Origin of the sequence: Pseudomonas silesiensis (assembly GCF_001661075.1) — a bacterium.
Classification (GTDB): Bacteria; Pseudomonadota; Gammaproteobacteria; order Pseudomonadales; family Pseudomonadaceae; genus Aquipseudomonas; species Aquipseudomonas silesiensis.
The window spans coordinates 3018356-3033719 of record NZ_CP014870.1 but is presented as its reverse complement, the minus strand read 5'-3'; the positions used below and the strand labels follow the sequence as shown (position 1 = coordinate 3033719).

At 58.3% G+C, this 15364-nt stretch carries 14 protein-coding genes and 2 pseudogenes; 7 read left to right on the top strand and 9 right to left on the bottom strand.

All coding sequences use genetic code 11. The features are described from left to right. Positions 1 to 201: 201 nt before the first annotated feature. Entirely contained in the window at positions 202 to 1224 is a 1023-nt protein-coding gene (locus PMA3_RS13640) for a zinc-dependent alcohol dehydrogenase family protein (RefSeq protein ID WP_064677644.1), read from the bottom strand. Positions 1225 to 1478: 254 nt separating this feature from the next. Between PMA3_RS13640 and PMA3_RS13635 the strand changes: the two genes are divergently transcribed. From PMA3_RS13635 to PMA3_RS13620, 4 genes are all read left to right on the top strand, one after another. After that, on the top strand, positions 1479 to 2393 hold the full coding sequence (locus tag PMA3_RS13635; RefSeq protein WP_064677643.1) for a LysR family transcriptional regulator: 915 nt from the start codon (positions 1479 to 1481) through the stop codon (positions 2391 to 2393). A gap of 192 nt (positions 2394 to 2585) precedes the next feature. Then, positions 2586 to 2969: a putative quinol monooxygenase gene (locus PMA3_RS13630; protein ID WP_064677642.1), complete on the top strand. Its 384-nt coding sequence runs from the start codon at positions 2586 to 2588 to the stop codon at positions 2967 to 2969. A gap of 110 nt (positions 2970 to 3079) precedes the next feature. Continuing rightward, positions 3080 to 3553, top strand: a complete 474-nt coding sequence (locus PMA3_RS13625; RefSeq protein ID WP_064677641.1) for a (2Fe-2S)-binding protein — start codon at positions 3080 to 3082, stop codon at positions 3551 to 3553. A gap of 12 nt (positions 3554 to 3565) precedes the next feature. Further along, complete coding sequence (locus PMA3_RS13620) at positions 3566 to 5806, top strand: xanthine dehydrogenase family protein molybdopterin-binding subunit (protein WP_064677640.1); 2241 nt, start codon at positions 3566 to 3568, stop codon at positions 5804 to 5806. Between the two features lie 171 nt (positions 5807 to 5977). Here PMA3_RS13620 and PMA3_RS13615 read toward each other — a convergent pair whose 3' ends face one another. The 6 genes and pseudogenes from PMA3_RS13615 to PMA3_RS13590 form a co-directional block, all read right to left on the bottom strand. After that, entirely contained in the window at positions 5978 to 6856 is an 879-nt protein-coding gene (locus tag PMA3_RS13615) for an AraC family transcriptional regulator (protein WP_064677639.1), read from the bottom strand. 54 nt (positions 6857 to 6910) lie between these two features. Continuing rightward, a pseudogene (locus PMA3_RS13610) lies at positions 6911 to 7231 on the bottom strand (XdhC family protein); the annotation flags it as partial. A 429-nt stretch (positions 7232 to 7660) separates the two neighbouring features. Further along, positions 7661 to 8407, bottom strand: coding sequence for a YkgJ family cysteine cluster protein (locus tag PMA3_RS13605; protein ID WP_064677638.1), 747 nt, complete (start codon positions 8405 to 8407; stop codon positions 7661 to 7663). 492 nt (positions 8408 to 8899) lie between these two features. Further along, the gene (locus PMA3_RS13600) at positions 8900 to 9826 is read right to left on the bottom strand and encodes an NADH-dependent flavin oxidoreductase (protein WP_237140715.1); all 927 of its coding nucleotides are present in this window, start codon (positions 9824 to 9826) and stop codon (positions 8900 to 8902) included. 117 nt (positions 9827 to 9943) lie between these two features. Further along, positions 9944 to 11113: an aldo/keto reductase gene (locus PMA3_RS13595; RefSeq protein ID WP_082930322.1), complete on the bottom strand. Its 1170-nt coding sequence runs from the start codon at positions 11111 to 11113 to the stop codon at positions 9944 to 9946. Between the two features lie 479 nt (positions 11114 to 11592). Then, a pseudogene (locus tag PMA3_RS13590) lies at positions 11593 to 11817 on the bottom strand (MFS transporter); the annotation flags it as partial. Positions 11818 to 12126: 309 nt separating this feature from the next. Between PMA3_RS13590 and PMA3_RS13585 the strand changes: the two are divergent. After that, a complete protein-coding gene (locus tag PMA3_RS13585) occupies positions 12127 to 12330 on the top strand; it encodes a hypothetical protein (protein WP_064677635.1) in 204 nt (67 codons plus the stop codon). A 2-nt stretch (positions 12331 to 12332) separates the two neighbouring features. Here the strand turns inward: PMA3_RS13585 and PMA3_RS13580 are convergent, their stop codons facing one another. Beyond that, on the bottom strand, positions 12333 to 13676 hold the full coding sequence (locus PMA3_RS13580) for a sensor histidine kinase (protein ID WP_064677634.1): 1344 nt from the start codon (positions 13674 to 13676) through the stop codon (positions 12333 to 12335). Beyond that, the gene (locus PMA3_RS13575; protein WP_064677633.1) at positions 13673 to 14332 is read right to left on the bottom strand and encodes a response regulator transcription factor; all 660 of its coding nucleotides are present in this window, start codon (positions 14330 to 14332) and stop codon (positions 13673 to 13675) included. Before PMA3_RS13575 ends, PMA3_RS13580 begins: the two co-directional genes overlap by 4 nt. 132 nt (positions 14333 to 14464) lie before the next feature. Between PMA3_RS13575 and PMA3_RS13570 the strand changes: the two genes are divergently transcribed. Further along, a complete protein-coding gene (locus PMA3_RS13570; protein ID WP_064677632.1) occupies positions 14465 to 14788 on the top strand; it encodes a PepSY domain-containing protein in 324 nt (107 codons plus the stop codon). Between the two features lie 92 nt (positions 14789 to 14880). Then, a complete protein-coding gene (locus PMA3_RS13565; RefSeq protein WP_064677631.1) occupies positions 14881 to 15351 on the top strand; it encodes a DUF2271 domain-containing protein in 471 nt (156 codons plus the stop codon). The last annotated feature ends 13 nt before the right edge of the window (positions 15352 to 15364 follow it).

Genomic DNA, 15364 nt, shown 5'->3' with positions numbered 1-15364 from the left:
AGACCCGGCCATGACTCATTCCTTGAGATGAAAGTAATCATTCAATTATCAGGGCTTATTAGCTGATTAGAAGATACAGATTGAGAGCAAAAACCAGCTCAGTTGCTGAACTGACCCACTGCCAGGGCAATGGGACGTCTCATGTGAAGGGCGTGTGGCAGAAACGAAAGAGTCCGTGGAGGGCACGGACTCTTGAGGAGCTTATGCAGGTTCGACCTGGAGGGCGACCCTTTCGCGACAAGGGCATTCGTCCATGTAGCGGTGTGCTTCGACAAACTCGGCAAACGGGAACACCCGGGTCTTGAGCGGCAGCAGCACACGGTCCGCGGTCAGCTGGTTGATATCGCGCAAGGCCCGTTGCAGCGCAGCCTGGTCCTGAATGATGCCCAACTCCGGCTTGCCGGTGAAGTTACCGATACAGTGCACAAAGAACTGAATGTTCTTCTGGAACGCTGCGCAGGCCGGGAATGGCGTCTGGTTACCGCCTTGCAGGCCGTAGAGCACCAGGCTGCCACGAGGCGCGAGCACATCGCCAAGCAGCGACATCTGTGGGCCGCCGAGTCCGTCGAACACCACGTCCACGCCACGGTTATCGGTGATCTTGTTGATTTGCATCAGCAGATCCTGTTCTTCGGTGACGATGACTTTTTCGGCGCCGAGCGACAGCAGGTATTCCCGTTCATCCGCCGTCTTGGTCGCGGCAATCACCCGCACACCCAAGGCTTTGCCCAACTGGACGAACGAAGGTCCGGCGCAGTGGCTGGCGTCGGTGACCAGGGCAAATTGCCCAGGCTTGACCCGTGCCAGATCGGCGTAGGCGAAATAGGCGATCAACAGCGGCGTGTAATGCACACTGGCTTCGATCGGGGTCAGAACGTCCGGGTAACGGGTCAGCGCCGAGCGCGGCAGCACGATCTGTTCGCCATAAACCGGATAATCGTTGGGGCTCTCGGCCGGGAAGCTGGCGACCTTGTCACCGATTTCCAGGTCATCGACACCCTCGCCGAGCGCGGTGACTACGCCGGCCATCTCATGGCCAAGCCCAGAAGGCAGGCGAGCATGGGACGATGCCAGGTTCTGGCGCCAGAGGATGTCGTACCAACTGATGCCAATCGCCTCGACGCGCACCTGCACTTCGCCCGGCGCAGGCAGAGCGGCCGCATGCTCTTCGCATTTGAGCACCTCGGCTGGACCAAACTTGTGAAAACGGATCGTGCGTGACATCGCAAACCTCGTCAAAGAAACCTCTAATGCCCTGAACTCTATCCGGGCTTTGGACCCAAGACCATCAGTGGCTATTAATAGTCGACATGCCTGTCATTGATTCCGCACCATCGAAAGGATCAACGGTTGGCGGCTCCGTTCCAGTGAAACTGAATTATTCGGTGCAGAGTAGCAGCCTTTCCCCGTAAGATTCATGCCGGTCATTGTTCTTAAATGGCCGCTCCCGTCAAGCCCGGACTCTGCCAGGACTCCAGATGAATCGTAATGACCTGCGTCGTGTCGACCTGAACCTGTTGATCGTATTCGAAACATTGATGCACGAACGCAGCGTGACCCGCGCTGCGGAGAAGCTGTTCCTCGGCCAGCCGGCCATCAGCGCGGCGCTCTCGCGCCTGCGCGGGCTGTTCGATGATCCATTGTTCGTGCGCACGGGCCGCAGCATGGAGCCCTCCGCTCGCGCGGTGGAAATCTTCGCCCTGCTCTCCCCGGCACTCGATTCGATTTCCACCGCCGTCAGCCGTGCGGCGGAATTCGACCCGGCGACCAGTACCGCGGTCTTCCGCATCGGCCTGTCGGACGACGTCGAATTCGCCCTGCTGCCGATGCTGCTCAAGCGCCTGCGCGCCGAATCGCCGGGGATCGTGCTGGTGGTGCGGCGGGCCAACTACATCCTGATGCCGAGCCTGCTGGCCTCGGGCGAGATTTCCATCGGCGTCAGCTACACCGCGGACCTGCCGGCAAACGCCAAGCGCAAAGTGCTGCGCCGCAGCATGCCCAAGCTGCTACGCGCCGACACCGTGCCGGGGCCCTTGAGCCTGGATGATTTCTGCGCGCGGCCCCACGCGCTGGTGTCGTTCGCCGGCGACCTGAGCGGCTTTATCGATGAAGAACTGGAAAAGCTCGGGCGCAAACGCCATGTGGTGCTCGCGGTACCGCAGTTCAACGGGCTGAGCACCCTGCTCAGCGGCACCGATATTGTCGCCACCGTGCCGGATTACACAGCAGAAGCGTTGACGGCGGCCGGCGGTGTGCGGGCTGAAGATCCGCCATTGCCGGTGCGCAGTTTTGAGTTGCACATGGCCTGGCGCGGGTCCCAGGACAATGATCCGGGGGAGCGATGGTTGAGGTCGCGGATTCAGATGTTTTTTGGCGACCCTGAAAGTCTTTAGGCGTCGTCTGGCAGGCTGTTCGGCTGATCACTTCTGCCTTTCCACAAACCATGGAGCTCCATTCACTTCCAGTGGATTGCTACATTGGGGGCACATCTGAGGGCATGCATTGGATGGTTTGAAAAGGATGCCCCCAGGGCTTGCTCAACGTCCCGAGAATGCCACATTAGTAGCTATCTGGAATAAATGCACATGTCGGTCCTGCGTATAGCTGTTGTAGTTGGATGCATTTGGGTAGGTTCGGTGTTGGCCGCGGAGCCGACCGAAAAAGTCGTGCGGATTGCACAACTCGTGATAGACCCTGCTCAATTGGCGGCTTACCAAACGGCGGTCAAGGAGGAAATAGCTGACTCTGTTCGCCTTGAGCCAGGCGTGCTCGCGATTTATTCGGTGGCGGAAAAGGACCACCCGAACCGCCTTCACTTCTTCGAAATCTATGCAAACGAAGCGGCCTACAAAAGCCACATCGCATCTGCCCATTTTCAGAAATACGTGAATACGACAAAGTCGATGATCGTGTCCAGAACGCTTATCGAAACCGACCCGGTGCAACTCAGCGCACAGCAAGGTCAATGATTGGGCAATTATTTGCTCGGATTGTGCAATCAGGCCCGCAGGCACAGCTCTATAGTTAGCCGTTATTAAGAGCAAGCTGCTGCTCACACATTCCGGAGAGCTGTCCTATCATGAGCGTCCTCACCATCAATGGCCGTGAATACACGGTTGACGTAGATCCCAGCACCCCCATTCTCTGGACCCTGCGTGACACCTTGGGGATGACCGGCACTAAGTTTGGCTGCGGCGCGGCGCTGTGCGGCGCCTGCACTGTTCACCTGGATGGTCAGGCCATTCGATCCTGTGTGACGCCAATAGCAGCGGCCGAGGGTCGCAAGATCACCACCATCGAAGCGGCGACAAATGGCAGCGACCCGGTCGGTGCTGCCGTGCATGAGGCTTGGGTCAAGCACGACGTGGCGCAATGTGGCTACTGCCAGAGCGGTCAAATCATGAGCGCGACGGCTTTTCTAAAAGTCCAACCCAAAGGCAAGCAACCCACCGCTGCCGAGATCGATTCAGCCATGGCGGGCAATATTTGCCGCTGCGGTACCTACGCCCGTATTCGCGCGGCGGTGGCGGATGCCGCTAAAGTCCTTGCCTGACCGGAGCTCACCATGCTGAACGACATCTTTTCCCAAGAGCTTCCGCGTTCCCTGCAACACCTACTCGAACGCGACCAAGCCGACGGTGCCTTCACACTTCCACGCCGCAGTTTCCTCAAAATCGTCGGGATTGGCGGCCTGGCTCTGGGTGCCTTTCCGCACTTGGCGCTGGCGCAGGAAGCCACTGGCGGTGACGCTGCGCTGCTCAAACCGAGTCAGCAACCCTCTGCATTCGTGCAGATCGACTCCAGCGGTCAGGTCACTGTAACGATCAACCGGCTGGAGTTCGGTCAGGGCGTTCAGACCGGACTGCCGATGATTCTCGCTGAGGAACTCGATGCCGACTGGAGTCTCGTGCGTAGCCGCAACGGCAATAACAACACGGCCTACCAGGACCCGGTCTTCGGCATGCACCTCACCGGCGGCTCCAATTCGATCAAAAACAGCTACACCCAGTACCGCGAACTGGGTGCGCGCGCTCGGGCCATGCTGCTCGCTGCAGCGGCCGCACGCTGGAACGTGGAGGTCACGCGCCTTAGCACTCAAGCGGGCATGGTGCTTGGCCCGGCAGGCCTTAAAGCGAGTTACGGGGAACTGGCAGAGGCTGCGATGGCGTTGCCCGTGCCCGACAAGGTCACGCTCAAGGATCCCAGGGATTTCCGCATCATTGGCCAGGCCACTACGCGCATCGATGCCAAGGCCAAGAGCAGTGGCCAGCAGGATTTCGGCATCGACATGCACTTGCCCGGACAGCTCACTGCCGTCGTTGCGCGCCCACCGGTGTTCGGTGCAAAAATCGCCTCCCTGGATGACAGCGCCGCACGCGCAATTAAAGGGGTAAAAGCCGCGTTGCGAGTACCTCTGGACGGCGGCGCCGAAGGTGTCGCGGTGATTGCCGATGGCTACTGGCAGGCGAAGCTTGGACGCGACGCATTGAAGCTGCAATGGGACCTGGCCACCGTCGAGAAGGTAGACAGCGAACAGCAACTGATCCAGTACCGGGCGTTAGCGGGGCAACCGGGCTTGGTCCACTTTGACGCCGACATGGCACCGCTTGCTACAGCCAAGCATCAATTGGAGGCAGAGTTCGTATTTCCCTACCTGGCTCATGCGCCCATGGAACCGCTGAACTGCACCGTGCAGATTTCCGATAAGGGCGCACAACTGTGGGTTGGCACTCAGTTTCCGGGGGGTGACAGTGCCGCAGCGGCCAAGGTACTGAATCTGAAACCCGAGCACATTCAAATCAACGTGCAAACGGCCGGCGGTGGTTTTGGCCGGCGTGGTGTGCCCACCAGTGATTTCATCGTGCAGGCGTGTGAAGTCGCTAAAGCCGCACGGTCAGTTGGGCTGAATGTTCCCATACGGACTCTCTGGAGCCGCGAAGACGATATCAAGGGCGGCTATTACCGCCCCATGCACCTGCATCGCGCGCGTATAGGCTTTGACGACAGCGGCACGGTGGTGGCGTGGGACCATGTCTTGATCGGGCAATCGATCCTTACCGACACGATGTTTGGAGGACAGATTAAGAACGGCATTGACCCGACGGCGACAGAAGGCATGCGTGACCCCTATCCCCTACCGATGCGGCTGACAGTCCACCATCCCAAGCTCAACGTACCCGTGCTGTGGTGGCGCAGCGTGGGCTCTACCCACACGGCCTTTGTGATGGAGACATTGCTCGACGAGATTGCGCGAACGACGAAGCAAGACCCGGTGGCATACCGAATGAAGCTGTTTGGCGAGCAAAGCCCGCGCCATCGCGAAGCGCTGCAATTAGCGGTGGACAAGAGCGGGTATGGCAAACGTCAACTGCCTGCCGGACACGCGTGGGGCGTTGCGGTCCATGAGTGTTTCAGTTCGGTAGTGGCTTATGTGGTGGAAGCCTCAGTGCAGAACGGTCGCCCGGTACTGCACCACGTGACCGCCGGTGTCCATTGCAACCTGGTCGTCAACCCACGCAGCGTTGAGGCCCAAGTGCAAGGCGCGGCGCTGATGGGCTTGTCGATGTGTTTGCCAGGCAATGCCATCACCTTGAAAGACGGCGTCGTGCAGCAAAGCAACTTTGCAGACTTCAGCGTTCCGCGCATCACCGACATGCCCGAGTTCGCGGTCCATGTCGTACCGAGCGCCGAACCGCCTACCGGCATGGGTGAGCCCGGCTTGCCGGCCCTGGCCCCCGCTTTTGCAAACGCCATTGCCAGTCTGACGGGTAAGCCAATACGCGAACTGCCTTTCAAGCTGACATAAATCGACGAAGCGAAGCCAGACCCCGTCAACGTCACCCAGCGGTTCGAGGTGGGGCGTTGGCCGGGAGAAATGAGGGGGGTTATGTGCCTGCCAGTGGATACGTGCGAGGGAGCCGAACAGGACGCTGCAAACGTCCTGGTTAGAGGCTCCTCTCACACGCCACTGATTCCGTCACAGGCGAATCCGCTTGATGTCGCGCTGAGGTGGTTCTCCGAACAGGCGACTGTATTCGCGGCTGAACTGCGATGAGCTTTCATACCCCACCAGCCCGCCCGCACTGCTTGCATCGATATTCTGGCTGAGCATCAACTGTCGAGCTGCTTGTAGCCGTAACTGCTTCTGATACTGCAGCGGGCTCATCCCGGTCACGGCCCGAAAGTGTTGGCGAAACGTGGAAGGACTCATATGCGCTTGTGCCGCCAGATCATCCATGCGCAACGTCTGACGGAAATTAACTTTGAGCCAGGCTAATGTCTTGGCAATTTGCTGACTGGGTGAACCGGCGGCAATCACATGCAGCAACTGCGGGCCATGGGTTCCGTTCAACAGCCGGGCAATGATCTCTTCCTTGATCAGCGGAGCGAGGGTCTCAATCCAGTGGGGCTCTTTGAGCAGGTCCACCAAGCGCCTCAGCGCATCCAGCACCCCCACATCCAAAGGCTGTACGGTCACGGGACGAAACGCGTCATCTCGCATACGCTGCGATAACCGCATGCGCTCGGCGACCTGCATCACGGTGGTGCTGTCGAGTGCCAGCATCATGCCGAGGAATGGCTTGAGCACGCTGGCTTGAGTAACATGGGAAGTGACCGGGAGATCGACACTGGTCACCATCGACTCGCCGGGTGTATAGGAGAGGACTTCACTGCCGACGATCACCTGCTTGCCGCCTTGCAAGGTCACGCCAATTCCCAGGCCGTAGATACAATGCATGGGCGCCGTAACGGCTTTACGCCGATGCAGGCTCAGACCGGGAATGTCGGTAATGCGGTCACCATCGCAAGGAACCAACTGGCTGACCGATTTAGCGAGACGCGTGATGTCAGTCATGACTTGGTCGTTTGACACATCGCTATTCACATTCAAATCCCAAAAAAACCAGACTTAGAGATGGGCACGGCTCACGCCGTTACTCACCCGAACAATGTCGGCCATGACCGCAAGTGCGATCTCTGCCGGGGTCTTGCTTCCCAGTTTGAGTCCGATCGGCGCATGGATGCGATCAAGCGCATCGTCGTCCAGCCCGCCGATTCGTCTGACCCTTTCCATGCGCTTTTCACTGGTGCGCCGGGAGCCCATGGCGCCGATATAAAATGCGGGTGTCCTGACGGCTTCGAGCAAGGTCAGGTCGTCAAGTCGAGGATCATGAGTCAAGGCGACAATAGCCGTCGCTGCGTGGCATCCGCCTTGGGAAATATAGCTGGCAAGCACGCAAAAATGAAAGGCGAACCCCAGGCGCAGCGCGGCCCGCTCGCTCGGCAATACATCTACCCATTTGTGCATCCCGAACATCATTGTCACGCGTTAAGCCCGGCAATACTGAAGGCAATGAACACAGCCCCCCCCCCTGAAAATCATTCGTGTTGCTCACGTCGACAAGCGCTGCGCTTGCACCTGCGCGACGACATTGAAGGAGCTGAAGAGCAGCGCTTTGGCCGACGGTTGGCACGCCATGTGAAACAGATCGAGCTCCATGACCTCAGTATGCTGCGCCAACGAGCCTCACTTCTTGCCCGATCAACGCGATTGATTGCTTGATTCAACGCTTATCAAGCAGCATCAACCCCGCAGACCTAGATATTTCAATATATTTCAGAAATGAAAGCTGCCCGAATCAATCAGAACGGCTGGTACCTACAGCGCATGAAAAATGTAGTCAGTTGGCAGTTGGTCATCAAACGCCAAGCCCACCTGGTGAAGCTGCTGGCGCAACGCCGGAGCATCGACGCGGACCTTCCAGTTGGAACGAGCAGGTCCCACTTTTCCAGCATCGTAGCGGGCAATCGCCTCGGCGAGCTGCTGGCGATCTGGCAAGTACACCGCCAGCGCATTTCCTTTCCATGCAGCCACGTTCAGCCCCAAGGTTTCACACAGCGCAATTTTTGCCTGCGCATCCTCTCTGTCAGCCTGGCGGGAGCGTTCAATCTGATCAGCAAGAACCGGATCAACGATCCGATCTGTAAACAACACTTCACCCTCCTCCCAGACTTCGGGCGGGCAAATCTTGTTTTCCGGATCAAGGGCAATGAACGGATTGATTTCCGCCGGGTATATACGGCACACCAGCGGCCGCTCTTCGTAGATACCGCAACGACCGTCATCACCGAGGCTTTGACATTGCACCAGCGCATTGCCCGCAAACACTGCAACGGCCCGCACATGGGAATTACCGCAAGGCACCTCGACTGCGCGTCCTGCGGCGTGGGCAAACTGTTGCGGCCCAGCAGTCCAGATGGATTGCTCAAACGCCTCCAGTATGATCGCGACCTCATGCCCTCTTTCCAGCCACTGCCTTGTCTCGTTCAACGTCAGTGGAACCAACCGCCCCTTGCAGCAGATCCCGCAGCCATTGCACGCAAACCGGATGCTGTTGTTTTGCATATCGCTACTCGCCTGTATGTTCGACTTTCCACAGAAACACCCGCCACCGGCCTACAGCGCAGGCAGGTCTTGAGGCACCTTGGGAGTATGTGAAATGCAGAGCGGTTGTGTTTGCTCGATCGAGTGGCATCTTTGCTAGATTCAAGCGATCTCAAATACGGGAGATTGAGGAGCGGCGGGATTGCCTTTCTCAGGGTGGGGCTGGTGTCAGAAATGAGCCTAGAGCCCATGTGGCAGAGGCACGCTGACTGAGGTTCGCAGCTGCGCACCACGGCCAAATCTACGTTACGGTGCGCCCTGGAGCTTGAACCAACCCGTGGTGGCCACGATTACGCCCCACAGTTTTGGCGGAATTGCGATCTGCGAAACGCGTGCCGGGTTCAGCGCCTTTTGAATCTGATCGTCGTGGCCTTTTTCTGCCAGTTCCACCCAGTCAGGATTTATGACAAGGCCCTGTCCAACCGCGACGAGCGACAGGCCGAGTTCAAGCGCTTACTCGGCTTGGCGGGGCGTCTTGATCTGCCCGGCGGCAATCACTGGAATGCGTCCGTCGACATGATCCAGAATCACCTTCGCCGTGGTCTGGTCGCCCTGTCCGTCGACAGTCACCGTTTCCAGCACGCTTCCCAACGAGACGTGGAGATAGTCGATACCGCTTTCGATCAGTCCATCGACAAGCACGCAGGTGTCGTCGATGCGCAATCCATTTTCGCCAGATTCATCTGGCGAAATGCGATAGCCGAACAGGAACGGTCGATCAGCGTGTGCCTTGATGACTCGATGAACCTCATGCACAACCGCCAATGGAAAACGCAGACGGTTCTCTAGTGAGCCGCCCCACTCGTCATCGCGCTGGTTGAACTTTGGAGAAAAGAAGTTCTGGATCAGAAATCCGTGGGCGCCATGCAGTTCTATGCCGTCAAATCCAGCCTCGATGGCACGACGTGTCGCCTCACCAAACGCCAGGATAACGTCGTGGATTTCTTCCTGGGTCATTGCGCGTGGGGTAGCGCTAACGCTGAACGGCCCTGCGTCAATGCTCACTGCACTGGCGCTGACAACGTCCGGCACCAACTCCAAAACGGCCTTGTTACCTGCGTGGAACAACTGCAGCACTGCCGTTGCACCACCGCTCTTCGCGGCCTTGGCCAATCGCTTGAGACTGGGAACGAATGTATCGTCGAACGCTGCAAATTCGTCGGTGAATCCAATACCGTTGGCGAGCACGTGCGTGCAACCGGTGATCACCAGACCGACACCGTTTACCCGACGCTGGTAGTAAGCAATTTCCTCGTCGGAAACAGTACCGTCCGCGTTGCCGGCCCACGTTGTCATGGGGGCCATTGCCACGCGATTGCGCAACTCGATTCCGTTGTCGAACACAAACGGCTCGAACACCTTACGCGTAACCTGATTCATTTGAGTACCTGATACAAATGGGTTGATCAATGACGCCCTTCTCTACCCCGCGCCAAAACGCGCCGGGTGGAGGAAAATCGCTACTGGACGCCTTCAGCGGCTTTCACATTCTGACGGTCACTGGGTGACGTCGACGGCACGCATATGCATTGGGCTCATTCGACCACCGTGCACTTTTAGCTTTGCCAGAGCTGCATCCATTTCCATCAGTTCGGCGGCCGTCAGCTTCACGCTGACGGATGCCAGGTTCTCTTGAAGGTGATCGAGCTTGCGCGTGCCTGGAATCGGGACGATCCAGGGCTTCTGCGCGAGCAACCACGCCAGCGATATCTGGGCAGGAGAGGCATGCTTTTCCTGTGCGAACTTCCTGAGCAAAGTAATGATCGGCTCGTTTGCTGACAGGTTCTCAGGCGTGAATCGTTCAAACCCGGAACGTAAATCGGTGTTGGCGTCGAACCGTGTACTGCCATTCAGTGTGCCGGGTAAAAAGCCCATGCCCAGCGGGCCCCAGCACACGAAACCGATACCCAGTTGTTCACAGGTATCAAGTACTCCGTTGTGCTCGACGCTTCTCTCCATGACGGAGTATTCGGTTTGGACCGCAGTCACACGCTGAACGGCATGCGCTCGGCGAATGGTGCTTGCACTTGCCTCCGAGAGACCGAAGTGCAACACCTTGCCCTCTTTTATAAGGTCCTGGACCGTACCCGCAACATCCTCGATCGGTACGTTTGGATCGACTCGGTGTTGATAGTAAAGATCGATACGGTCGGTGCGCAGCCGCTTCAGCGAGCCCTCAAGCACCTTCCGGATATGTTCCGGGCGACTATTGAGTGCGCCGCCGGCATCCATGTCGAAACCGAATTTTGACGCGACTACTACCTCGTTACGAAACGGGGAAAGCGCCTCACCTACCAATTCTTCATTGGTGTACGGCCCATACACTTCGGCCGTATCAAAAAAAGTGACGCCCTGTTCATGGGCCGTTCGGATGACCTTGATGCCCTGCTCTTTGTCTGCAGGCGCCCCATAATTGGCGCTGATGTTCATGCACCCGACACCGAGTTCCGAGACTTCCAGCGAACCAAGCTTGCGCTTATTTGTGACTCGCACTCCGCTCACTGAGCTGCCAGCGCCTTTTGCGCTATCCGGTGAGGCTGCCCAGGACAGCGGTGCAACACTCAAACCGGCCCCAACGACCGCCCCGCCAATCAAAACGTTACGGCGACTGAAGCCTGGATGATCCTGGAATGCGTTTTCTGATGTGCCTCTATTATCCTGCTGCATGATCGGGTCCTATCTGTAAATTGCTGCCATGGGATAGACGTTGGTTAAACCCGTCGATACCCCGGGTGAATCCTGGTTTCAGTATGCGGCGCACCTGCCGGGATCATTTGCCCGTTTTGTCGGCATCACTGCCTATTCCAAGGATTCTTCTGAGCATTTCAGACAGTCAGCGGACCACGCGGTCGTTTACAGAGGGTGAGTTGCCTCGGCCTATTGTGCGACCAGATATGGGGTCGAGGGCATCACTGAATGCCTGGCACTTGAGGTTGCCCCCTTGGGCTTACACGTGACTTTTAAAGACGAACTTCAGAAGCGTCATGAGGAACTGGCGGCGTGGCGTGATCTCTCGGTGTCACTCGCTCACGACTGATATCGCACTGTCCAACGCGGGGCTCTGAAAGGCATTCGGTTCGCCATTCAGTTTTCGCCCGCCCCGCGCATCGCCATTTCATGGTGGGTTGTTATCAAGTCATAACCGCTCAAGCCTTGGCAGGCGCCAACTCAGACCGCCGCGCATCGCGAAAGGCAAACATGAACACCAGCACCACACCCAGGGAAAAGAACGCCGGGAACAACCAGATGCTCTGCCACTGGTGACCCGCAGGGGTGGCGTAGTAATCAGAGACATGGCCCGCGACCCAGAAACCGATCAGCATGCCAACGCCGTAGGTGGCCAGGGTAATCAGGCCCTGGGCCGAGCTTCTTCCCGGGGCCGCGCAGGCCTTCCGTTTCATTGGGGGCAAAAATGGGGGCATCACTAATTTTTTACAGCCTGAAACCACCGCCCTAGAGCCCAGTCAAAATGTTTTTTGGGGATCCGGATAGTCTTCAAGTGAATTCCACAGACTTCCATTAAATCGTTTAAAAACAATAAATTACCAGAAAAAACAGTCCATTGCCTTCCGTCAAAGTCCACTGAATTCCTGAGCTTTATTAGATGCAGCCAACGCCAACCTTAAAGTCCTAAGAGCGCACGAAGGATTGCCGCTGCGCTTATTGATGATAGGGCTGCCATGCTTAGTGGTTGGCTGGTCGGCATCTGGCTGTTCCCACAGGTACCGCCGTTGGAATTGGCAATACTGGCGACTCTTCTGGCTCCCACCGACGCTGCGCTGGGCAAGGCCGTTGTGAGCAATCCCAAGGTTCCGGCGTCCGTGCGTGAAGGGTTGAACGTGGAGAGCGGGTTGCGTCGAGCACGCGAGCGGCTGCCAAGGTGACCTCAGACTTCAATAGTTGATGCGAGCGGTAACCAGACGCATACCTCGAAACCGTCGCGACGACCTGTTGCTGGCGAGACCAAATTCATTCTCGCATTGACTCCCTGCACAATGGTTTTGGTAATCGCCAAGCCCAAGCCTGAACCGCTGATCTCACTGTGACCTCGCACAAAGCGCTCGGTCAGGTGCTGCAAAACCGGCGCCGGCACCGCTGGGCCGCCATTGATCACCCGTAGTCGGGCCTGTTCGGTGAGACTGACTTCGACCGGTTGATCCGCTGCACCATACTTCAGCGCATTCTCAATCAGGTTGCGCAGCAAAATGCCGAAAGCGTCCGGGTCGATGGTCGAGTAAACGCAAGCCTGGTTGGGCAACTGCAGCGCAATGCGCTGGCCGCTGCGTTGGTTCCATTCGTCGACCCCATGGGCCAGCAACGGAATCAGGTCCTGAGGCGTTTCGGACAACAGGCCACCGCCTTCGGCCTTGGCCAGTTGCATGAGTTTTTCCGAGAGTCGCGCCAGGTCGCGCAACGCGTTTTCGATTTTCGCCGCACGTACTCGCAACGGGCCCTCGGGCGCCTCATGGTGCAGTCGCTGGATTTGCGCCAGGGTCGCCGCCAGTGGCGTACGCAGTTCATGGGCGCTGTTGGCAGTAAAGCTGCGTTCGCTCTCCAAGGCCTTGCGCAAGCGCTCCAGCAGATGATTGACCGCCTCCGCCAGTGGTGCGATTTCCGCCGGCAATCGCGCCCCGCTGATCGGCGACAGATCACCTACCCCTCGAGCCTCCACGGCACGACGATAGGCCAATACACTGCGCAAGCTGATGCGCACAAACAACCACGTGCCCAACAGGCTGATGGGAATCAGCGCCAATAATGGCAACAACAAGGCAAGCAACGCTTCACGTGCCGCTTCACGGCGGTGTTCCAGAGGTTCGGCAATCTCGATAAACACTGTTTCACGTAGCGCACTGGCGCCGTACAGACGGTATTTTTTTGTGGTTGAAAAGCCTTCGGCCGGATGTTGGTTGAAGATCTTCGGGTTGGCGTCGTGGGACTGCATCAGGATTTGGCCCTGGGCATCGCGCACCAGGTACGTCAGGTATTCCTTGTGCATTTTCAGGGTGGCAACATGTTGCGCCTCACGGGGATTTTCCCGGTTGCTGATTTCCAGCACGGCCAGGGGCAGGATGCGCTGCGCGGTTTCTTCCAGCGCGCTGTCGAACGCCTCGTTCAATTCATGTTGCACCACCAGCCAGGCACCGACGGTCGCCGCCAGCCACAGTAAGGTGGTGCCCAGCGTCAATCCCAGGCCGAGACGTTTTTGCAGGCTTGACGACGGCTTCATGCGGACATCAACCGGTAGCCCATGCCCCGCACGGTTTCAATCAGGTCGCGCCCGAGTTTTTTACGCAAACGGCTGATATAGACCTCGATGGTATTGCTCTCGATTTCGGCGCCGAAAGCATACAGCCGCTCTTCCAGTTGCGACTTGGACAGCAGCGCGCTGGGGCGCTGCACAAAGGCCTCGAACAGCGCCCATTCTCGCGCCGTGAGGTCCACCGTTGCGCCGGCCCGCTGCACTGTGCGGGCGCTCATGTCGACCTGCAAATCACCGAGCTTGATCTGCGGATTGGGATTGCCGCTGTAACGCCGGGCCACCGCCGCCACACGGGCCGAGAGTTCAAACAAGTCGAACGGTTTGACCAGGTAGTCGTCGGCGCCAGCATTGAGGCCAGCAATACGATCGGAAATCTGGTCTTGCGCAGTCAGGATAATCACCGGGGTCACGTCTCCTGCCGAGCGTTGTTGACGCAAAAAATCCAGCCCGCGACCATCCGGGAGCATCAGGTCCAGCAGGATCAGGTCGTAAGGCGTAGTGCGCACGCTATTGCGCGCATGATCCAGGCGCTGCACCCAATCGACGGCGTGGCCATCATCAGCGATCTGTTCGCGCACCGCCTCCCCCAACCCTGCTGCGTCCTCGACCAATAAAACCCGCATCTGGCACCCCCTGTGATGGTTGTCGTGCAGCACCTTAATCGCCTTACCTGACGTGAATCTGAAGATTCAGCTGGTTGTCAGGAATGCACCTTAGGGTATGCCACAGACGCCGACCTCGGCAGGAGACAGATCATGAAATCAGGTTTTATTGCCAGTGCCACGCTGTTGAGCCTGCTGCTCAGTGCTTACGCCCTGGCCGATGACGATTGCAGCGACCCGGTGAGCGACTGGCAACCGCGCGAAACCTTGCGTCAGCAGGTCGAGCGGCAATACGGCTGGAGCGTGCAACGCATCAAGGTCGACGACGGTTGTTACGAGCTCAAGGGGTTGGATCGAAAAGGCAACGCCATCGAAGCCAGCTACTCACCGGCCTCGCTGCGTTTGCGCACACTCGAGATCCATTTTCGCGACGACGGCGATGCCAGGGATTACCTCGGCAGCCCGCTCACCGAATGACGCCTCACCTGTCGATGAGTTTTCCCTGCGCTTCAGGTTGCTGTCAGCAAGCAGGTCCAGGCTCTCGACCTAACGATCAAAAGGACACCCTCATGAAAAAGATCATCGCAGCCACCTGCCTTGCCGGCGCCATTGCCCTGCCGGGTCTGGCCCAGGCCCGTGAAGTGACCTTGACCACACAGCTCAAGGACTACAACGGCAATGATGCCTATCTGGCGATCTACGTGACCGACGCCAATGGCCAATACCAGAAAACCCTTTGGGTGGCCGGCAAGAAAGCCAAGTACTACAAGCACCTGGGCGACTGGGCCCGTGGCAGCGGGATGAACCCGAGCGAGTTTGACGGGGTCAGCGGCGCCAGTGTCGGCAGTGGGCGCACGCTTAAAGTCAGCGTCGAACTGGCAGACACCCTGATTGATGCCGGGTATCAGATCCGCATCGACAGCGCCGTCGAGGACAAACGCGACGCTCGCGCCGATGTCAGCGTGCCGTTGACATCCAAGGGCGCCGGCAAGCCGGCGACCGGCAGTACCTACGTCGAGTCCTTCACTTACGATCTGTAGCACCCGCCATTTC